Consider the following 18,814-nt stretch of genomic DNA (forward strand, 5'->3'; position numbering starts at 1 on the left):
CTCTCCGCCCCTATTCGGCCGCTTCCATCGCCTCAAGCCGGCCGTATCCGCGCCGGTGTGGATCCCGGTAGAGGAAGATCTTTCCGAGCACCTCGATCATCTCCAGCCAGGCCTGGAACGTTGCGGGAGACTGCAGGTCCCGGGACGTCGGCTGAAACTTGCTCGACCAGCCGCCGCTATACATGCGGCAGGTCGAACAGTCGACGTCGGACGTTCCGCACTTGGCCGATTTGGGCTGGAGATTGGCGCCGTAATACTTCATCGCGCCAATCATTCGCGACCCGCAATGGGTCGCGATGCCGGAATCAGGATCGATATCGTAGAGCGGCCCCGGGCGGGTTGCCCATGCATTGTACGCTTTCGAGTAGACGATGGTGTCCGGGTAGTTCTCCATCAGGGACTCGACCTTGTCGCGGGTACGTTCCAGATCGTCGGCCGAGAAGCACGGCGTATGGCCCGGCGCGCTGACGCGGAAATACCGGCCGTCATGGGGCGCGCCGGCTGCGAGCTTGGCGAGATAGGTCGTCGTGGGCGAGTACATGTTGAAGGTCAGCGGCAGGCCATGGTCCCGGCACATCTGCGCGACGCTCGCCACCGTATCGAGATTCCAGGGCGACAGGGTGAACAGCATGATCGCGCGAGGATCGCCCTCATAGTTCCGGAAGGCTTTCCGGAAGACCGAGGCCCCGCGCAGGGTCCGGTCGGTCGCATCGTCGCCGGCCCAGAGCGATACCCCGATGCGATAGGGCACATCGGGGTGGATGGCGATGGTGCCGTTCGTTCCGATATTGCCGTACGGGAACATGGGCGCGGCCGCCAGCAGGCGTTCCTGGTGCAGCGCCGGCTCGGCCCCCACGAAGTAGGCCATGGTGACGCCGCGCGCCGCCTCCTCGGCGTAGAAGCGTTTCCACGCGGTCGTATCGGCGGTTTCCCGGACGACCTCGCCCAAGCCGCCCTCGAAATAATAGCAGCCTTCGCAAAACAGGTTGCAGCGCTGGGTGACTTCGTAGAAGGCTGGCTTGCGAAACGCGCGGATGATCTGCTTGGCGGCCTTGTAGCGCGCGGAAAGGTCTGCGCTCGTGTGGGCAAGCTCGTGTACCCGGGCGTGCAGCGCGCGCTGATCGCGCAGACGTGCATGCCCGGTCTCGGGTTCCGGCATCGGGGAAGAACAATCAACCGATAGGTTCGATACCATGGTTCTCGACGGAGCTTTCGGCTCTGATATTCGCGTGCGAACGCGAACAGGACCTTTGGCGTATTACATGCCTTACTTTTGTTTCCACGCATAGGGATCTTGATGCGAGACACCGCCCCGTCAGCCGACCGGCCGCCGGCCCTCGACCTCCCACCGGGGTGCGAGATCGGCCGGACATCGGCGGTACGCTCGGTACTCGAACCGGAGAGCCAGTGGCCCCGGGAGATTCTGGAGGAGCCGATCCTCGTCCGGCGGACCGGGGGATCGACTCTGGCCCTGATCGCCGACCCCGCCGCCGTACAGCGCGTCTTGACGGGAAGCGAGGAGGAGTTTCCCAAGTGGGAGATCTATGAACGCTTTCTGGGCCGCGGCATCGGGCCTCAAAGCGTCTCTGTGGCAAGCGGGCGGCAATGGCGCCGCCTCCGCGCCTCGCTGTCTCCCCTGTTTCGGGCCCAGGTCGTGGACGCAGAAATTCCGGCATTCCGCGCTGCCGCCGACGAGGTCATGACGCGCTGGGCCAGCTCTGCGCATGAGGAGGTCGACATCGCCGAAGACATGGCCGGCCTGACCCTCTCCGTGATCTGGCGGGTCTTGCGGGGCGATCCGGCCGAGACGCCGGTCGCCGGCCACATACTGCCGGCCGTGCGCGAGCTCGGCGCCGCGCAGAGGGCGGGCGATTTTCGCGGCGTCGCCGAGCAGCTGACCGGACTGGCGCACCGTGCCGCGGCCTCTCCGCCGGGCGCGCGGTTCCATCCGGAAAGCCCCTTCTGCCCGATCATGGGCGTCGAGGGGGAAAGCGCGCTCTCCCGCGCCGAGCAGTTCGACAACTTGCGGGCGCTGTTCGGCGCCGGGCACGATTCCACGGGGCTGACGCTGGCCTGGGCGCTCTGGCTGGTCGCCCGGTCGCCCCGATACCAGGACAGGGCCTGCGAGGAGATTCACGCCGTCGCGGGATCGGACCCCATCCGGCAGGATCATCTGGCCCGCCTGGAATTCTGTGCGGCCGTGCTGAGCGAGGCGCAACGCCTCTATCCCTCGTGCGTGACATCGGTCCGGCGAACGGTAGAGTCGGTCGAACTCGCGGGAACCGTCTTGCCGGCCGGCTCGATCCTGGTCCTTGCGTTCTACGCCATGCACCGGCACCGGCGGCTATGGTCCTTTCCGGACGAGTTCCGCCCCGAACGCTTCCTGCCCGGCAGCGGTGAGCCGGTCACGCCCTTCGCATTCCTGCCCTTCAGCGCCGGGCGTCATGTGTGCCTGGCCAGCCGCTTCGGCTGGCACGAGGCGCTGGTCGTATTCGCGTCGATCCTGCGCCGCTGGCGGGTGGAGGCAGACCGGTCCGCGGCGATGAAACCGCGCGTGACGATATCTGCGCGACCCGGCGGTCCGCTGCGGGTCAGGCTCAGCCCGCGCTGATGCGGGCAGCGCGCCCGGCGAGCGTCGAACGAGGTCGATCCGAAGACCCAGCGCCCTTGGGCCGGCGAGGGGCTTCCTGCCCGGAAATTGGTGGAAATGGTGCCGCTTGCCCGACTCGAACGGGCGACCTACGCATTACGAATGCGTTGCTCTACCAGCTGAGCTAAAGCGGCGCCGGCAAGGGGGGAACCCCCTTCGTAGAGGCCGCGGAACCTAACCGCCTTTCGCCTCGCTCGCAAGCGGGGAGTGCGGCTCGTGCGCGCCCGGTGGCGCAGGCTCCGGCCGGATCTCGCGCAGGCGGCGGATCTCGGCGACGACGGGCCGGGCGAGCGTGTCGAAGAAGGTACCGAGATGGTCGGCGGGGCGGGCCGCGGCGGCGTCGTTGCGGATCACCAGTTCGGCATGGCCGCGGCCGGGATGCGTCCATTCGTGGTGCATCGGGCGTACCGTGCCGAGATACTGGCTGACGACCGACTGGCTGGTACGTCCGCGCTCGTTGACGTCGCGCAACAGGCGCCGGGCCAGGCGGATGTCGTCGGGTGCGTCGACATAGACCTTGAGGTCGAAGGTCTCGCGCAGCTCCGGCGTGCAGAACAGGTGGATGCCTTCCACGAAGATGATGTCGGCAGGCTCGATCCTGCGCGTGTCGGAGCGGCGCCGGTGGATGGTGAAGTCGTAGATCGGCGCCTTGACCGGCTTGCCGGCCTTCAGCTGGCCGAGCTGGCGCGTGAGAAGGGCGTGATCGCGCGCGCCGGGATGGTCGAAATTGAACCGGGCCGGCTCGAAATCCGGGCTCGCGCCGTGATCGCCGTAATAATCGTCCTCGGCCAGGACGATGGTGGAAAGGGGCTTCAGCGCCCGTGCCGCGGCGCGCGCGATCTCGGTCTTGCCCGAGGCCGACCCGCCGCTCACGCCGACCAGTAGTCTGTGCCCTGCCATCTTGCCGCCTATCGCTCGCCGCTCTCCGGTCCCACGCCCGGATCGTCGGGCGCGCGGCCCGGTTCATAATAGCGCGCGTCCCGCCTGTCTTCGTCCGAGTGCGGCCTCGATGCATCTCCCGACGGGGGCAGCTGCGGTTCGCTTCCCGCCGGGCCGCGGCGCGTGGCCGGCGCCTCGAGCAGGGCGGTCTCCGGCACCGCCTCGGCGAGGCTCTCGAACCGCTCGTAGCGCGGATGGATCAGGCGCGCCTCGTCGCCCCAGGCGAACACCATGCGCTTCCAGTCCTCGTCGGAATAGGGGAAGGGCCGGCCTTGCTCGTCGATGTCGGACCAGTCCGCCTCCCCGGGAGCGTGGGCGGCGCGCGCCATCAGCCGGCGCGCGGCCTCCTCCTCGCCCTCCAGCCGCGACAGCCGGGAGGCCAGCGCGCACACCCGCGCGGTTTTCGGCCCTCCGGCCAGAAGCGGGGCGAGGGCCGAGCGCGCGGCGTCGAGATTGCGCGTCTCCAGCGCCACCTCGGCCTTCAGCAGGCGGGACTCGCGGTGCTCGGGATTGAGCGCGGCGAGCGCCCTCAGCCGCTCGGCGCGCTTGGCCTTGCTGTCGGACTTGCGAAGATCGCCATAGACCCGGGCGAGCGCAGGATGGGGGTTCGCCTGCCAGGCCGCCTCGACCAGCTCCGCGGCGCGCCGGTGCCGGCGCTTCGATGCGAGCAGGCGTGCGGCGAGCGTGGCGGCGGGCGCAAAGCCCGGCGAGGCCGCCGCCGCCTTCTCGGCGAGTTCGGCGGCCCTGTCCGGGTCGCTCTGTTCGCAGGCGAGCGCCTCGGCGGTCAGCAGCACCGCCTTGCGGCGCGCCGCGCGGTCGGGTGCGATCTCCTTGCGTCTTTCCGCCTCGGCGAGGGTCTTCCTCGCGTCCTCCCAGCGCCCTTCAGCGACCTGGGCGTTGAACAGCGTGTCGAAGGCCCAGCGCAGCTTGGCGTCCTTGAAGGCGTCGCTGGCATGGGTGATGGCGAGCTGGCTGTCGCCGCGCGCTTCGGCGATCGAGGCGAGCCCGCGCCGCGCGACGAGCTTCGTGCGCGGATCCTCCAGCATCGCCTCGTAATGGCCTTCCGCCCCGGCAAGGTCGCCGGCCGCCTCGGCCGCGCGCGCGGCGAGCAGCCGCGACAGGGCGGGCCGGTCGAGCAGGGCATCGGCGCGCGCGGCCTGGCGCACGGCGAGCTCGCCCTGCCCGGCCGCGGAGGCAATGAGCGCGCGTTCGAGCGCGTCGAAGCCGGATTCGCGGCGCCGGCGCTCACGGAACTTCCTGAACGTGTCCGGCGCGGTCCAGATCTTCACGATCAGCCACCAGACGACGACCAGCAGGAAGGTGAGGACGAGCAGCAGGCCCATGGCGAGCGCGAAGCTCGTCTCGGCCTGCCAGCCGAGGAATTCGAACTGTGCCGTGCCCGGATTGAGCGTCAGCCAGACCGCCGCGATCGCGGTCAGAACGCACAGCGCGATGGTGATGATCAGGCGGATCATGGACGGGCTTCCTCCTCGGCCGCAGCCTGGCTCAGCGCGGTGCGCAGCCCGTCGAGACGGCGCTCGATCTCGAGGCGGGCCCGGGCGTCGCGCAGCCAGTCCGCGGCGGCCTCGGCGGGCGCGCCTTCGAGCTCCTCCACGGCCGCCACCGCCCCGGCGAGATCGCCGCGGGCCAGGCGGCGCTCGGCCTGCGCCGCGATGGCCGACGGTCCGGTCCCGTCCGCACCCTCGGCCGGACGCACCTCGACGAGGCCCCAGAAGCGCTGCGTGCCCCCGGCCGCCTCGCGGATCGCCTCGCCGGGAAACCGCTCGGCGAGTTCGACAGCCGTCGGCGCGCCGGCCCGCGCGATCGCCTGCAGCGCCTGCAGATCGCCCTGGTCCGGCCAGACGCGGGCGAGCGCGGCGCGCTCGGCCTCGAACGGTCCCGGGCGCGAGGCGGCCTCCGACAGGGCGGCAAGGCCGAGCGCGCGCGCCGAGAGCCGGCGCAGATCTTCCGCCTCCTCTCCCGACGTGCTCTGTGCGGCGCGGGCGAGCTGCAGCGCCTGCCCGGCCTGTGCGCCGATGTCCGAAAGCCGGGTCTGCAGCTCGCCGATCGTCTCTCCGGCCGACTGGATCGCACCGGCGAGGGCCTCGTCTTCGGCGCTGAAGCTCCGCTCGGCTTCGGCGAGCCGTCCGCGCAGGGCTTCGATTTCCTCGCGCAGGCGCTCGAGCCCCTGCGCCGCGGCGCTGGAGACATCCTCCCTGTCGAGCCCCGCCAGCGCATCGCGGACCTCGCGGGCGAGCTGCAGCGCGCTCTCGGCCTGATCTTCCAGGGCGGAGAGACGCTCGGCAACGTCTTCCGGGAGGGCGATGTCCGGCGCCCCGTCCGACGGGGCGGCCTCCAGGGCGTCGACGCGCTCGCGCAGAGCGGAGAGATCGGCCTGCAAGCTCGCGATGCGCGATGAGAGCCTCTCCAGCTCCGCGATCCGGGTATCCAGCTGCGCGAGGCGATCGCCCAGCGCCGCGGCCGGGTCGCGCGCTTCGAGCGCGGCGATGCGCGCGTCCAGGCGTGCGGTGTCCGTGCCGGGCCCGAGATAGCGCGTCAGCGTCCAGGCGACGCCCGCCGCGATCGCGGCGCAAAGGACCAGGGACAGCACGAAGAGTGCCCAGCCGGGCCCGCGGCGCGCGGGCTTCGGTGTCGCTTCCGTCTCCTCGACCGTCTCGAACTCGGCATCGACCGGTTCGGGTTCGCCGGGGGTTTCGCTGTCTTCCGGGCGCGCCATGAAGCTCCTCGTATCCTGGAAGCGGATGGGCCGACTCTAGGCCGCCTCGCGGCGGGACGCTACCGCGCCGGCCCCGTGTGGGCGATGCGCAACGCCGCCTCGAGCAGGTGCGCGTCGTCCGGTCGCTCCGCGATCTCGATCCGGCCAATGCCTGCGCTGCGCGCCGGTTCCGCCGCGACGGCGGAGATCGCTGCGGCGCGCAGGCCCTCGGGCGCGATGCCGAGCGCGGCGAGCGCGCGCACCAGGCGCCCCGCACCGGCGGCGGAATGGATCAGCAGGATCGGCCCGGGATCGGCATCGAGCGCGGCGACCGCCTCGGCGGAGAGGCGTCCGGTCTCCACCGTGCGGTAGACGATCGCCTCGCCGGCCTCGAGGCCGCGCGCGGCGAGCGCCGCCTTCAGATCCACGCCCGCGAGTTCGCCGCGCACATGCAGCACGCGCGCCGGGCGCGGCAGCGTACGCCCGGCGAGTTCGGCGAGCGCGAAGGCGTCGCCGTCAGCCGAATGGACCGTTTCGAAGCCGTTGCGGGTCACCGACTGGGCAGTTGCCTCGCCGACCGCGAAGACCGGCACGTCGCGGCGCCCGGTCGCCTTGGCGAGCCCGCGTGCGCCGTGCCGGCTGGTCACCGCGACCGCGTCGACCCGGTCGAGATCCAGCCCGGCGTCGAGATAGACGACCCTGGCCAGCGGCGAGACGATCGCCTCTAAGCCGGCCTCGATGGCCGCGCCGGCGGTCTTGCTGGCGCCGGGCTCGGTGCGGGTGACAAGGACGGTCTCAGGCTTCATGGGACGCGGCCAGCGCAGCTTCGAGCCGCGCCCCCCCGGTGTGACGCAGCGCCTCGCCGAGCGCAGTGCCGATCAGCCTTGCTGAGGCGAGGTCCGGGTCGGCGAGCGGCAGCGTCACCGACTGGGCCCAGCGGTGCGTACCATCCGGGCTCAGCACCTCGCCGCTCAGCGACAGGGTGGCGTTCTCCAGGCGCGCATGGGCGGCGATGGGGGTACGGCAGGAGCCGTCGAGCGCGGCGAGCACGGCGCGCTCGGCCGTGATGCAGATCTGCGTGACCGCATGGTTCAGCGGCGCGAGAGCTTCGCGCGCGGCGCCGTCATCGCTGCGGATCTCGATGCCGATCGCGCCCTGGGCCGGGGCCGGGAGCATCTCGGTCGTCTCGATCGCGGGCCGGCTGGCCTCCTCGCGGCCGAGGCGTTTCAGCCCCGCGAGCGCGAGGAAGGTGGCGTCGATCTCGCCGGAGCGCACCTTGGCGAGGCGCGTGTCGACATTGCCGCGCAGCAGCGTGACCTTCAGATCCGGGCGCAGGGCGAGCGCCTGGGCCTGACGCCGGATCGAGGCGGTGCCGAGCACCGCGCCGGCCGGCAGGTCGGCGACGCGCCGCGCGCCGGTCCCGGTCAGCAGCACGTCGCGCGGATCCTCGCGCTCGAGCACGCAGGCGATCTCCAGCCCTTCGGGCAGTTTCGTGGGCACGTCCTTCATCGAATGCACCGCGAAGCTCGCCTCGCCGTTCGCGAGCGCGATCTCCAGCTCCTTGGTGAAGAGCCCCTTGCCGCCCGCCGCGAGCAGGGCCCGGTCGGTGATCCGGTCGCCCGTCGTGGTCATGCCCAGGATCGGGAAGGCGGCCTCCATGTCCTCGACGCCGTGCGCCTGCGCCAGCAGGCGCTGAACCATGTGCGCCTGGGCGAGCGCGAGCGGGGAGGTGCGCGTCGCGATGGGCTGGGGTCGGGCCAAGGGCGATCCTTCGGGCTCGGGAGATGGACGGCTCAGTTGTCAGCCCGCCGGGGCGGGGCTAACCACATCTGTCATGGCGTTAAACCACACTCCCGAGCGCGCGCAAGCGCCAAGGCCGGGCCCGCTCACCGTGCTGGGGCTGGAATCGAGCTGCGACGACAGCGCGGCGGCGATCGTGCGCCTGTTCGAGGACGGCCGCGCGCAGGTGCTCGCCGAGCGGGTGGTCGGGCAGAACGCGGCCCATGCCCCTTTCGGCGGAGTGGTCCCGGAGATCGCCGCGCGTGCCCATGCCGAGCGGATGGACGCGCTCGCCGCCGAGGTGCTCGCCGAGGCGGGCCTGAAGGCCGGCGACATCGACGCGATCGCCGCGACGGCCGGGCCCGGCCTCATCGGCGGCGTGATGGCGGCGCTGATGACCGCGAAGGGGCTCGCGCTCGGCGCGGGGAAGCCGCTCGTCGCGGTCAATCACCTGGAGGGTCATGCCCTCTCCCCGCGCCTGACGCAGCGCCTCGAGTTTCCCTATCTCCTGCTGCTGGTGTCCGGCGGGCACACCCAGCTCCTCATCGTCGAGGGCGTGGGCGAGATGACCCGCATCGGATCGACGATCGACGATGCGGCGGGCGAGGCCTTCGACAAGACGGCGAAGGTCATGGGGCTCGGCTTTCCCGGCGGACCCGCGGTCGAGCGCCTCGCCGCGCAGGCCGCAGATCCGGACCGGTTCGCGATGCCGCGCATGCTGGCGCGCGACAGGAGCTGCGACTTCTCCTTCGCGGGGCTGAAGACGGCGGCCAAGCGCGCCTTCGACGCGCTCGACGCGCCAAGCCAGGCCGACAGGGCCGATCTCGCCGCAGCGGTGCAGGGCGAGATCGCGCGCCATCTCGCCGAGCGCGCCCGCCGGGCGATGGCGCTGTTCGCGGCGCGCTTCGAGACGCTCGAAGCGCCGCGTCCGCTGGTCGTGGCCGGCGGGGTGGCGGCGAACCGATCGGTGCGCGAGGCGTTGGAGGACGCAGCGCGCAAAGAAGGCTTTGCACTGATCGCCCCGCCGCTGAGATACTGCACCGACAATGCGGCCATGATCGCGCTCGCCGGCGCGGAACGGCTGCGCCGGGGCGAGAGCGACGATCTCTCCGCGCCGGCGCGGGCACGCTGGCCGCTCGATCCGGATGCGGCCGAACGCGCGCCCGCCACCGGAGCGGGACGCAAGGGGCCGAAGGCCTGAAACGACGGGAGTGGGCAGGCGTCATGAACGGGTTTCACCATATTGCCGTGATCGGCGGCGGCGCCTGGGGCACCGCGCTCGCCCAGGTCGTCGCCAAGTCGGGCCTGCAGGTCACGCTCTGGGCGCGCGAGCGCGAGGTCTGCGAGGACATCAACACGATCCGCGAGAACCGCACGTATCTTCCGGGCGTTGCGCTGAACGGCGCGATCCACGCCACGAACGATCTCGGCGAGCTCGCGGGCGCGGACATGGCGCTGGTGGTCACACCGGCGCAGCACACGCGCGCGACGATGGAGGTCTTCGCCCGCCACCAGCGTGACGGCGCGCCGCTCGTCCTGTGCTCGAAGGGGATCGAGCAGGGCTCGCTGAAGCTGATGAGCGAGGTGCTAGCCGAGACCTCCCCGGGCTCGCCGATTGCCGTTCTGTCCGGCCCCTCCTTCGCCGCCGACGTGGCCCGCGGCCTGCCCACCGCCGTGACGCTCGCCTGCGAGGACCCCGATCTCGGCGAGAAGCTGATGGCGGCGCTCGGCTCGGCGAGTTTCCGGCCCTACTACGCCCCGGACGTCGTGGGCGCGGAGATCGGCGGCTCGGTGAAGAACGTGCTCGCGATCGCGGCGGGAATCGTCGAGGGAAAGGGCCTCGGCAAGTCGGCCCATGCCGCCCTCATCGCACGCGGCTTCGCCGAGATGACCCGGCTGGCCGTCGCGCTCGGCGCGAAGGCCGAGACGCTTTCGGGCCTGTGCGGGCTCGGCGATCTCGTCCTGACCTGCTCCTCGCCGCAATCGCGCAACATGTCCTGCGGCCTGGCGCTCGGACGCGGGGAGCGTCTTCAGGACATTCTCGGCGCCCGCAACTCGGTGACCGAGGGCGTCGCCTCGGCGCCGGCCGTCGTCGCCCTCGCGCGAAGACATGGCGTGGAGATGCCGATCTGCGAGGCGGTGAACCGTGTCGTCTCCGGCAAGAGCGGGGTGGACGAGGCGATCAAGGATCTGCTGTCGCGCCCGTTCACGAGCGAAGCCGTATAAGGGATATCCCCATGCTGTTCGTCGTCACCTGCCAGGACCGCCCAGGTCACATGGAGCTGCGCAAGCAGAACCGGGAGGCCCACCTCGACTGGGCGAAGGCCGAGGGCTCGCCGGTGAAGATGGCCGGCCCGCTGCTCGACGAGAACGCCATGCCGGTCGGTTCGCTTCTCGTCGTGGAGGCCGAGAGCGCGGAGAAGCTCGAGGAATTCATGCACGAGGATCCGTACGCGAAGGCAGGCCTGTTCGCGCAGGTCACCTACGCGCCGTTCAGGTGGACGGTGAACCCGCCCGAAGACCTGAGACAGGACTGAGGCGCGGTGAGCGAGTTGCCCCCGCCCGGAACGGTGCTGAAGCGCCTGGCCGACCTTCCCGATCCCGGCGGCGCGCCGGCCGAGTACGAGCCGCTGCCCGTGCTCGTGCTGCGCGCCGGCGACGTGGTGCGCGCCTATGTCAATGTCTGCCCCCATGCCGGCCGGCCGCTCTGCCTGCCATCGGGACGCACGCTGGTCAGCGAGGGCCATGTCGTCTGCCCGTTCCACGGCGCGAGCTTCGACATCGAGAGCGGAGCCTGCACCGGCGGCCCGGCGGGCAGGACCGGGCTGAAGCCGGTCCCGGTGAAGGTGGAGGCGGGAAAGGTCGTGGCGCTCTGAGCGCCGCGCCTAGTCGAACAGCGAAGCCGCCGCCAGCGCCTTGTCGCGCCGCCTGGCAAGATCGGGATCGGACACGTTCTCGGCGATGAACTGGTCGACGCTCATCGACAGGCCGAGCGCGCGGATCGCCATCTCCTGGGATTCGAACGGCCCGCCGAAGGGAAAGGGCGGGTTCTCGTGGGCATAGCCCTCCACCAGCAGCGGCATGTGGCCGGCGAGCGAGCGGTAGGCCACCATGTCGGGGCGCACCGCCGCCGGCGCGCCGGTGACGCTGACACGATGATGGTCGTAGGTCTCGCCGAGCGCCTCGGTCTCGTTCATCACCTCGAACTCGCCCGGGCCCAGCAGCGTCGCCCAGGCCTCCACCGCGGCGCCGGGATGCTCGGCGATCGTCGCGCCGACCGCGCCGTAGGGCGCGATGTGCTTGCCCCAGGCGATGATGTGGCCGGGGATGGTGATCCTGACCACCGGGATGACGACGCTGTCCAGGTGCCGCGCGAACTTGCGGCGCAGCTGCACCGGCGCGGCGTTCGAGCCCACGGCGACGACGGCGTGGTAATCGCCGCGCTCGAACACGCCCGCGCGCGCCTCGCCCACGAGATCGGCGAGGCTGACCTCCTGGCCCCGGTAGCGGGCGCGCCACTGCCCGAACGCGCCCTCCGTCGCGGTGAGGCCAAGCGTTTGCCCGTCCACGAACAGGAAGGAGGTCTGCGGGCGCGGGAAGGGGTAGGCCAGCGCCCACATCATGCGCAGGTTTTCTTCCGAGATCACCGCGCCCGGCCCTCCCCTCGCCCGCAGGCCGACGTCACTGCGCCGCGATGAAGTTCCGCACCCGCTCGGCCATCGCCTCGATGGAGGGCTGGTGCAGATACATCATGTGGCCGGCCGGGTAGTAGTCCAGCTCCACGCGGCTCTGATCGCTGTAGCCGGGGCGCTGCAGCGTCAGCTCGGTCGCGTAGAAGGGCGTGGCCAGATCGTAATAGCCGTTGAGCGCCAGTACGCGCAGTTCGCGGTTCTGACGCATCGCCCGCTCGAGCCAGACCGAGGTGTTGACGTAGGAATTCTCCCCGCCCGCCGGGCCGGCATCCCAGTTCCAGTCCTGCACCCCGCCGAGCGTGGTGTAGGGGCGCTGGATGTCGACCCCGATCTCGCGCGTGAAATAGTCGAGCATGGCGGCCGTGTAGGCCCCGTCGATGCCGTAGCCGGACGGATCGCCCTCGGGGGTGTCCCCGATCGCGTCGGGTTCCAGGCCGGTGAAGCGGGAATCGAAGCGGCCCACGGAGAGGCCCTCATCGCGGAGCAGTTCGACACGGAAGTCGCTGAGTTCGACGCGCATGTTGGCGCGGCGCAGATAGTCCTCGGACAGGCCCGTGAATTCGGCCAGGCGCGCGATGACGGCGCTCTGGCGGGCCGGGTCGATGTCGTGGCCCCGGATGAGCGCGGGCAGGTATTCGTCGCTCGCGAAATCGCGCGCATCCTCCAGGAAGGCCTCGAAATCGCCGTTCCAATCCGCCCTGTCGACCTTGCCGTGATACCAGGCGGTCGCGGCATAGCCGGGCATCAGGCCGACATAGCCGATGTCGTTTCCGGGATCGGTGGCGTCCATCTTGAAGTCGAGCACGACGGAGATGAGCACCGCGCCGTTGATGGAGACGTCGTTCCAGCCCGCTTCGAGCTGGCGCATCAGCGCGCCGATGCGCGTCGTGCCGTAGCTCTCGCCAAGCAGGTATTTCGGCGAGTTCCAGCGGCGGTGCTCGGTCAGCCAGCGGCGCATGAAGGCGGCGATCGATTCCGCATCGGCGTCGACGCCCCAGAATTCCTCCTTCGCATCGGTGTCGCCGAGCGCCCGGCTCCAACCCGTCCCGACCGGGTCGATGAAGACCATGTCGGCCACGCCGATGAGGCTTTCCGGGTTGGACTGGATGTCGAACGGGGCCGCGCCGTCATCGGCCGGCGGCTCGCTCGGCAGGACCACGCGCCTCGGGCCGAACACGCCCATGTGCAGCCACAGCGAGGCCGAGCCCGGCCCGCCATTGAAGATGAAGGCCACGGGGCGCTCGCGCGGGTCGAAGTTGCCCTCGCGGAAATAGGAGGTGGAGAAGATCGACCCCGTGGGGTTGCCGTCCTCGTCCTCCAGATAGGTTTCCCCGGCGACGACGCGGTAGCGGATGCGCTCGCCCTCGACATTGACCTCGCCGCGGCTCTCGAAGCTGACCGGCTCGGGGATGTCGGCGGCGCCGTTGCCGGCGGCCTCCTGCGCACCGGCCGGAAGGGCCAGCAGGGTTGCGGCGGAGACGGCCGCGATGAGGCTTTTCAACATCTTGAAGTTTCTCCCCTTTTGGTTTTCTGGAAAATCCGGCGGACCATAACCCCACGGCGCCCCTATTCCGAGTCCCGGGGCGCATAGACGACGAGGCGGATTTCCACCAGCCCGTTGTCCGGCCACAGGCGCTCGACCCCGATCGCCGTCCACGCCGGATAGGGCGGGGCGGGCATGTACCGGTCCTTGACCGCCATGAAGGCGGCCCGATGGGTCTCGTCGGCGAAGTCGACATGGTAGGTCGTCATCTCCGCGACGTCGGAAAAGTCGGCCCCGGCCGCGTCGAGCGTTCGGGCCAGGGCCTGGAAGGCGCGCTCGAACTGTGCCTCGTAGGCGTCCTGGCCCGGCGCCTCGCCTTCGGGGCGCCCGGCCACCACGCCCGACAGATAGATCATGTCGCCGGCCCGGACCGCGGGAGAGAATCGGAATCGCTCGAGCACCCATTCGCTTCCCTCCGGCACGATGGCCTCGATGGCGGGCGCGGAGGGCGCGGGCTGGGCGGCAAAGGCGAGTGCGGCGCAGGCAATGAGCATGGCAGATCTCCGTCGGGCTGGTTTGCGCCAACTTAGCCGTACGGGCGCGGCACCGGCCTCACATCGCCGTGAGGCGCAAAAGGAGCGCCCGCTCCGGTTCCCGGAGCGGGCGCTGTCAGGCTCTCGATCGCGGGGCGTCTATGCCGCCTCGAAATCTGCGATCAGCCGCCTCAGATGGGCGCGGTGGGCACGGGCCTCGGCCGAACCGGCCTCGATCCCGAACCAGCCCGGCGCGACCTGTCCCTTGACCCGGTCGATGCTGGCGAGCGCCGCCGAGCGCGCGACGGGATCGAAGGCGCCGGCCGAGCCGTCCGCGATCGCGATGAGGCGCGTGAGATAGGCGACCTGCAGGTTCTGGCGGTAGGTGTTCACCTCCCCGCCGATATCCGCGTCGAAGATCGCCGCGGTGAGGTCGGCCATGTACTCGGCCACCGGATACTCCCCGCCATAGCGCCGGGAGTCCGTCATCCGCTCCAGCACGTTCTCGTGGGTGAGATGGGCCAGCACCGCGAGCTGCATGCCGAGTGCACGGGCGTGCAGGGCCGGGTCCTCGTCCTCTGGGAAGTGGTCGAAGAAGCGGCGCTGGCGCTGCAGCCTGTCGGCGAAGGCCTCCTCCGTCGCGAAGGCGTCCGGCGCGAACAGGCCGTCGGCGACCACCGCGAGCGCGCGTTCCTGCAGCTCGCGCGGCACCGGCACGAAGGGCGTCTCGGCTCCCGGCTGACCGATGGCGGCGCGGTTGTTGTAGATGCCGCCGACATGGCGCGAGGCGACGTTCGCCGCCCCGAAGCGCTGGCCGGTGAGGATCAGGTAGCTGTTGTAGAGCCCCTGATAGGTCTCGCCCTCGACCGCGAAGCGCTCGGGCAGGACGGCGAGCGTGTCGTTGATCATCGCGACGCGCTGCTCGGCCCAGCCGACCGGATCGTCGGACAGGTCGTTGATGTTGACCCGCGGGTCGATATGCCGGCCCGGCGCGCGCATGTCGTCGGCATCGTTGCCGAAGATCAGCGTCGGGTCGGTCGAGCGGGCCAGCAGGCCCGGCAGGACGGCCTCGTCCGGGGTGTAGCCGAACTGGATTGCCCAGACGTCGTACGGGCCGGGGTCGCGCGGGGCGTAATGGCCCTGCACCTCGCCGTCCGCGGCGATGTTGAGCGCGGGATAGTCCATCACCGAGCTCACCGGCTGGTCGCTGCCGTGCAGGTCGGCAAGCGCCACGCCGTAGGAGGCGGCCATGTTGTGGTTGAGCCCCAGCGTGTGGCCGACCTCGTGCAGGATGAGATAGCGGATGGAGTCCTCCATCAGCTTGTCGACCTCGATCTGGCTCGCGCCCTGGGCCTGCAGCATCGCCATTGCGCCGATCATCTCGGCCTGGAGAAGTCCGGCGACATTGCACATCTCGCCCGGCATGGCGTGGTCATGGCCGGACGCGGCAACCGGCGCGCCGGTCATCTCGGCCACCGCGGTGCCGACCCAGTCGGGCAGTCCGCCGGCCTCGAAGATCTCCGAGTAGCGGATGCGGTTCGTCAGGAAGACGTATTCCAGCATGATGTCCGCGCCGATGATCTGGCCGGTGCGCGGATTGGTGAAGCTCGGCCCGTAGCCGCCGAAGGGCGGGGTCGGGGAACTGGTCCAGCGCAGCACGTTGTAGCGGATGTCGCCGGCATCCCAGTCGGCGTCGTCGGGCTGGACGCGCACCTCGATGGCGTTGGTGAAACCGGCCGCCTCGAAGGCCGAGTTCCAGGCGAGCACGCCATCGCGGATCGCGTCGCGCAGCTCGTGCGGGGTGGTGTTCTCGATCCACCACACGATCGGCTCGACCGGATCGGAAACGGGCGCCTCGGGATCCTGCTTGACCAGGTTCCAGCGGCTGATCACGTCGGCATAGGGCGTGTGGCCCGTGTCGGTGAGATCGGTGATGCGCTCGCCGAAATAGCCGACGCGGAAATCGTCGCGTCGCGGCTCGTAGCCGTTTTCCGGCATCGCGACGAAGGTGTGCTGCACGGTGATGGCGACCGAGCGCGCGTCGGTGACGTCCTCCCCGCCATAGTTCACCGGACTGTCGTTGTCGTAGACGTACTCCACGACGATATCGGTGTTCTCCGGATAGGCGCGTGCCGACAGGATGCGCGTCTTGTCCTTGTCCAGATTGCCGAGCACGAAGTTTTCGCCGGGCGTCGCGCCGGGGCGCTGGGAGGGCTTGACCTGGTGCAGCTCCTCGCTGGCGAAGATCGCGGTGGCGTCGATGAGATAGCGCGCGCCTTCCTCGCCGGGGGTCTCCGCCTCGATGCCGGCGATCGCGAGCGGGGCGCGCGTGATGTTGGCTTCCGCCGCCCGCGAGAGCGCGTTCTCGGGATCGAAGGTGAAGCGCGTGTTCTCCGCCGCGATCTCGATCTCGTCATAGCGCCGCGACAGCGTCATCACGCGATTGTCGCGGAAGGCGCCGCGGAAATGGCCGACCGAAGGCGTGCCGTTCTCGGTGTAGAGGAAGTAGATGAACTCGTCGCCGAGCTGGTCCTCGGCCACTTCCAGATAGAGCTTGCCGCTCTCCGGATCGGTGTAAAGCGGAAACAGGCCGTCCTGACGCTCGAAGCCCTCGGTGAAGCTCTCGATCGTCTCTGTTTCCTCTTCCTCCTCGTCCTCGTCCGCGCCTTCCTGGGCCAGGGCGGGCGACCCCGCACCGGCGGTCAGAACCGCCACGGCCAGGACCCGGCTCCACAGTGAAGTCATGATACCACTCCCCGATGAAAATGAGGGACGAACTCTAGGCCGCACCCGGCACCGCGACCAGAGCCCAAAAGATTACAGTTGGTTCATCTCGACCTAGCGCGCCCGGCCCCGGAACGGCTAGACAGCGGGCCATGAATTACCGCCACGCCTTCCACGCCGGAAACTTCGCCGACGTCGTCAAGCACGTCGTCCTCGCCCTGTGCCTTGCCCACCTGAAGCGGAAGGGCACGCCGTTCGCCTATGTCGATACCCACGCCGGCAGCGGGGTCTACGACCTCGCCGGCGAGGCGGCGCGGCGCAGCCCGGAGTGGCAGGCCGGCATCGCCCGGCTGATGGGGGCGAGGCGTCCCCCGGACGTCGAACGCGTGCTCGGGCCCTATCTGGAGGCGGTGCGGGCGTGCAATCCGGGCGGCGGGCTGACCGCCTATCCCGGCTCGCCCGCGATCGCGGCGCACATGATGGGCGCGCGCGACCGGCTTCACCTGTTCGAGCTTCACCCCGCCGACGGGGCCGAACTCGACCGGCGTTATGCCAAGGACCGGCGGGTCAAGGTGGAGGCGCGCGACGGCTATCGCGGCCTCAAGAGCGCGCTGCCCCCGAAGGAGCGCCGCGGACTCGTCCTCGTCGATCCGCCCTTCGAGCAGAAGGACGAGATGATCCGCATGGCGCAGGCCGCGGTCGACGCCATTCCCCGCTTCGCCACGGGCACCTTCGTGTTCTGGCGCCCGCTGAAGGACCTCTGGTCGGCCGAGCGGTTCGACACCGGCCTGGCCGAATGGCTGATCGCCGAGCGCGAGGAGCTGCCGGAGAAAATCCTGCGCGCGGACCTGTGGGTGCGCGACCTGGAAAGCGAGGGCAAGCTCGCCGGCGCGGGGGTCATGGTCGTCAACCCGCCCTACACGCTGGAGCAGGACCTGCTGGTCGTCCTGCCCTGGCTGTGCGATCTGTTCCGGCAGGGTGAAGGCGCCGGCTGGCGCCTCGATGGCGGGCTGACGCCGGAATACCTTGCGGGGGACGAAGCCTAGTCCGGCTCCGCTCCGGGCGGCCAGGCACCGAACAGGCGTCCCTTCTCGGTCCAGGCGACCACGGCGAGACAGCCCGCGCCGAGGATCGCCATGCCGGCGAGGATCGGCGTGACGGAGCCGTCATAGGCCTGCCCGATCACCGAACCCAGAACGGCCCCCGAGATCGCCGTCACCGAGCCGTAGAGTGCGGCCGCCGTGCCCGCCCGCCGCCCGGCCGGCTCCATGACGAGGGCGGAGAAGTTCGCGCCGATCAGCCCGAACATGAACATGGCGAGGCCGAGGAGGCTGTAGAACAGCCAAAACGGCACCGGCCCGGCGAGCGAGAGCAGGGCGTGGCCGGTGTTGAGCGCGATGAACACGACGAGCGCGAGATGGGAGATGCGGCGCATGCCGTGGCGCCCGACGATGCGCGCATTCACGACGTTGACGGCCGCCAGGCCGAGCGCGATCCCGCCGAAGGCGACGCCGAACCAGGCCTCGAGCCCGTAAAGCCCGGCGATCACCTGCTCGGAGGTGGCGATGAAGGCGAACAGGGCCCCGAAGATCAGCGCGCTCGCGCACATATAGCCGAGGGTGACGCGATTGCTTGCCGCGAGAATATAGTTCCTGAAGGCGGGTCCGAGACGCACGGGTATTGCGTCCTCGGCGCGCAGGGTCTCGGGCAGGCGCACCATCATCCAGGCGAGCAGGAGGGCGCTGCCCATCGCGAGCGCGAGGAAGATCGCCTCCCAGGGCCCGGCGATGAGGATCAGCTGGCCGAGGCCGGGCGCGAGGATCGGCGCGGCCATGAACACCGTCATGGCAAAGCTCATGATCTCGGCCATGCGCCGGCCGGAGACGAGGTCGCGCACGACCGCCATCGCCACCACCCGCGTCGCGGCTGCCGCCGCTCCCTGCAGGGCGCGCGCGGCGAGCATCAGGGTGAAGGCCGGCGCGGCGACACACAGCGCGGTCGCGGCGATATAGCCCGACAGCGCCCAGATCAGCGTGCGCCGCCGGCCGATGGAATCGGCGATCGGGCCGAACGCGAGCTGGGCGAAGCCGAAGCCGAAGACATAAGCGGTGATGACGAGCTGGCGGTCGTTTCCGAGCGCGCCGTAATCCTCTCCGATCGCCGGCAGGGCAGGCAGGAGGATGTCGATCGACAGGGCGTTGAGGGCCATCAGCCCGCCGACCATGGCGATGAGCTCGACCGTGGTCACGCTCGGGCGGCGCGGATCGGGTGAGACGAGGCGAGCGGCGGCCATGTCGG

At 70.4% G+C, this 18,814-nt stretch carries 17 protein-coding genes and 1 tRNA gene; 6 read left to right on the forward strand and 12 right to left on the reverse strand.

The window, feature by feature from the left end; translation table 11 throughout:
• Positions 1 to 10 precede the first annotated feature (10 nt).
• Entirely contained in the window at positions 11 to 1,159 is a 1,149-nt protein-coding gene (locus tag JW792_RS12455; RefSeq protein WP_135995531.1) for a radical SAM protein, read from the reverse strand.
• A gap of 138 nt (positions 1,160 to 1,297) precedes the next feature.
• Between JW792_RS12455 and JW792_RS12460 the strand changes: the two genes are divergently transcribed.
• Positions 1,298 to 2,611 carry a cytochrome P450 gene (locus JW792_RS12460; protein ID WP_135995530.1) on the forward strand — a complete coding sequence of 438 codons (1,314 nt, stop codon included), beginning with the start codon at positions 1,298 to 1,300 and terminating at the stop codon, positions 2,609 to 2,611.
• A gap of 97 nt (positions 2,612 to 2,708) precedes the next feature.
• On the opposite strand, the gene JW792_RS12465 is transcribed toward JW792_RS12460, so the two are convergent.
• The 6 genes from JW792_RS12465 to hemC all read right to left on the reverse strand — a co-directional run bounded on the left by JW792_RS12465 (position 2,709) and on the right by hemC (position 8,006).
• Positions 2,709 to 2,784: transfer RNA gene (locus JW792_RS12465), tRNA-Thr, on the reverse strand.
• A 40-nt stretch (positions 2,785 to 2,824) separates the two neighbouring features.
• Positions 2,825 to 3,550, reverse strand: a complete 726-nt coding sequence (udk, locus tag JW792_RS12470; RefSeq protein ID WP_135995529.1) for a uridine kinase — start codon at positions 3,548 to 3,550, stop codon at positions 2,825 to 2,827.
• An 8-nt stretch (positions 3,551 to 3,558) separates the two neighbouring features.
• A complete protein-coding gene (locus JW792_RS12475) occupies positions 3,559 to 5,064 on the reverse strand; it encodes a heme biosynthesis protein HemY (protein ID WP_135995528.1) in 1,506 nt (501 codons plus the stop codon).
• The gene (locus JW792_RS12480; RefSeq protein ID WP_135995527.1) at positions 5,061 to 6,326 is read right to left on the reverse strand and encodes a mitofilin family membrane protein; all 1,266 of its coding nucleotides are present in this window, start codon (positions 6,324 to 6,326) and stop codon (positions 5,061 to 5,063) included. Before JW792_RS12480 ends, JW792_RS12475 begins: the two co-directional genes overlap by 4 nt.
• Before the next feature lie 59 nt (positions 6,327 to 6,385).
• Positions 6,386 to 7,111, reverse strand: coding sequence for a uroporphyrinogen-III synthase (locus tag JW792_RS12485; protein WP_135995526.1), 726 nt, complete (start codon positions 7,109 to 7,111; stop codon positions 6,386 to 6,388).
• The gene (hemC, locus tag JW792_RS12490) at positions 7,101 to 8,006 is read right to left on the reverse strand and encodes a hydroxymethylbilane synthase (RefSeq protein ID WP_135995909.1); all 906 of its coding nucleotides are present in this window, start codon (positions 8,004 to 8,006) and stop codon (positions 7,101 to 7,103) included. The genes JW792_RS12485 and hemC overlap by 11 nt, the downstream gene beginning before the upstream one ends.
• A 133-nt stretch (positions 8,007 to 8,139) precedes the next feature.
• Between hemC and tsaD the strand changes: the two genes are divergently transcribed.
• The 4 genes from tsaD to JW792_RS12510 are packed head-to-tail and all read left to right on the forward strand — an operon-like array spanning position 8,140 to position 10,960.
• A complete protein-coding gene (gene tsaD / locus JW792_RS12495; RefSeq protein ID WP_135995525.1) occupies positions 8,140 to 9,285 on the forward strand; it encodes a tRNA (adenosine(37)-N6)-threonylcarbamoyltransferase complex transferase subunit TsaD in 1,146 nt (381 codons plus the stop codon).
• A gap of 23 nt (positions 9,286 to 9,308) precedes the next feature.
• On the forward strand, positions 9,309 to 10,310 hold the full coding sequence (locus JW792_RS12500) for an NAD(P)H-dependent glycerol-3-phosphate dehydrogenase (protein ID WP_135995524.1): 1,002 nt from the start codon (positions 9,309 to 9,311) through the stop codon (positions 10,308 to 10,310).
• An 11-nt stretch (positions 10,311 to 10,321) separates the two neighbouring features.
• On the forward strand, positions 10,322 to 10,621 hold the full coding sequence (locus tag JW792_RS12505) for a YciI family protein (RefSeq protein WP_135995523.1): 300 nt from the start codon (positions 10,322 to 10,324) through the stop codon (positions 10,619 to 10,621).
• A gap of 6 nt (positions 10,622 to 10,627) precedes the next feature.
• A complete protein-coding gene (locus JW792_RS12510) occupies positions 10,628 to 10,960 on the forward strand; it encodes a Rieske (2Fe-2S) protein (protein ID WP_206340793.1) in 333 nt (110 codons plus the stop codon).
• A 9-nt stretch (positions 10,961 to 10,969) separates the two neighbouring features.
• On the opposite strand, the gene JW792_RS12515 is transcribed toward JW792_RS12510, so the two are convergent.
• The 4 genes from JW792_RS12515 to JW792_RS12530 form a co-directional block, all read right to left on the reverse strand.
• Positions 10,970 to 11,731, reverse strand: coding sequence for a hypothetical protein (locus tag JW792_RS12515; protein WP_135995522.1), 762 nt, complete (start codon positions 11,729 to 11,731; stop codon positions 10,970 to 10,972).
• 34 nt (positions 11,732 to 11,765) lie between these two features.
• The gene (locus JW792_RS12520) at positions 11,766 to 13,280 is read right to left on the reverse strand and encodes a S10 family peptidase (RefSeq protein WP_135995521.1); all 1,515 of its coding nucleotides are present in this window, start codon (positions 13,278 to 13,280) and stop codon (positions 11,766 to 11,768) included.
• 62 nt (positions 13,281 to 13,342) lie between these two features.
• The gene (locus JW792_RS12525) at positions 13,343 to 13,813 is read right to left on the reverse strand and encodes a RidA family protein (protein WP_135995520.1); all 471 of its coding nucleotides are present in this window, start codon (positions 13,811 to 13,813) and stop codon (positions 13,343 to 13,345) included.
• 138 nt (positions 13,814 to 13,951) lie between these two features.
• The gene (locus JW792_RS12530; protein WP_135995519.1) at positions 13,952 to 16,537 is read right to left on the reverse strand and encodes a zinc-dependent metalloprotease; all 2,586 of its coding nucleotides are present in this window, start codon (positions 16,535 to 16,537) and stop codon (positions 13,952 to 13,954) included.
• Between the two features lie 131 nt (positions 16,538 to 16,668).
• Here JW792_RS12530 and JW792_RS12535 point away from each other — a divergent pair, with 131 nt between their 5' ends.
• A complete protein-coding gene (locus JW792_RS12535; RefSeq protein WP_135995518.1) occupies positions 16,669 to 17,562 on the forward strand; it encodes a 23S rRNA (adenine(2030)-N(6))-methyltransferase RlmJ in 894 nt (297 codons plus the stop codon).
• Here JW792_RS12535 and JW792_RS12540 read toward each other — a convergent pair.
• On the reverse strand, positions 17,559 to 18,809 hold the full coding sequence (locus tag JW792_RS12540; RefSeq protein WP_135995517.1) for a multidrug effflux MFS transporter: 1,251 nt from the start codon (positions 18,807 to 18,809) through the stop codon (positions 17,559 to 17,561). The two genes, JW792_RS12535 and JW792_RS12540, sit on opposite strands and share 4 nt — an antisense overlap.
• Positions 18,810 to 18,814: the final 5 nt, after the last annotated feature.

Origin of the sequence: Marinicauda algicola (genome assembly GCF_017161425.1) — a bacterium.
GTDB classification, from domain to species: Bacteria; Pseudomonadota; Alphaproteobacteria; order Caulobacterales; family Maricaulaceae; genus Marinicauda; species Marinicauda algicola.

Excerpts from the sequence above, each read along its gene's own strand:
- JW792_RS12455 (WP_135995531.1), bottom strand. The coding sequence starts at position 1,159 with ATGCCGGAACCCGAGACCGGGCATGCACGTCTGCGCGATCAGCGCGCG.
- JW792_RS12460 (WP_135995530.1), top strand. The coding sequence starts at position 1,298 with ATGCGAGACACCGCCCCGTCAGCCGACCGGCCGCCGGCCCTCGACCTC.
- udk (WP_135995529.1), bottom strand. The coding sequence starts at position 3,550 with ATGGCAGGGCACAGACTACTGGTCGGCGTGAGCGGCGGGTCGGCCTCG.
- JW792_RS12475 (WP_135995528.1), bottom strand. The coding sequence starts at position 5,064 with ATGATCCGCCTGATCATCACCATCGCGCTGTGCGTTCTGACCGCGATC.
- JW792_RS12480 (WP_135995527.1), bottom strand. The coding sequence starts at position 6,326 with ATGGCGCGCCCGGAAGACAGCGAAACCCCCGGCGAACCCGAACCGGTC.
- JW792_RS12485 (WP_135995526.1), bottom strand. The coding sequence starts at position 7,111 with ATGAAGCCTGAGACCGTCCTTGTCACCCGCACCGAGCCCGGCGCCAGC.
- hemC (WP_135995909.1), bottom strand. The coding sequence starts at position 8,006 with ATGGTTCAGCGCCTGCTGGCGCAGGCGCACGGCGTCGAGGACATGGAG.
- tsaD (WP_135995525.1), top strand. The coding sequence starts at position 8,140 with ATGGCGTTAAACCACACTCCCGAGCGCGCGCAAGCGCCAAGGCCGGGC.
- JW792_RS12500 (WP_135995524.1), top strand. The coding sequence starts at position 9,309 with ATGAACGGGTTTCACCATATTGCCGTGATCGGCGGCGGCGCCTGGGGC.
- JW792_RS12505 (WP_135995523.1), top strand. The coding sequence starts at position 10,322 with ATGCTGTTCGTCGTCACCTGCCAGGACCGCCCAGGTCACATGGAGCTG.
- JW792_RS12520 (WP_135995521.1), bottom strand. The coding sequence starts at position 13,280 with ATGTTGAAAAGCCTCATCGCGGCCGTCTCCGCCGCAACCCTGCTGGCC.
- JW792_RS12525 (WP_135995520.1), bottom strand. The coding sequence starts at position 13,813 with ATGCTCATTGCCTGCGCCGCACTCGCCTTTGCCGCCCAGCCCGCGCCC.
- JW792_RS12530 (WP_135995519.1), bottom strand. The coding sequence starts at position 16,537 with ATGACTTCACTGTGGAGCCGGGTCCTGGCCGTGGCGGTTCTGACCGCC.
- JW792_RS12535 (WP_135995518.1), top strand. The coding sequence starts at position 16,669 with ATGAATTACCGCCACGCCTTCCACGCCGGAAACTTCGCCGACGTCGTC.
- JW792_RS12540 (WP_135995517.1), bottom strand. The coding sequence starts at position 18,809 with ATGGCCGCCGCTCGCCTCGTCTCACCCGATCCGCGCCGCCCGAGCGTG.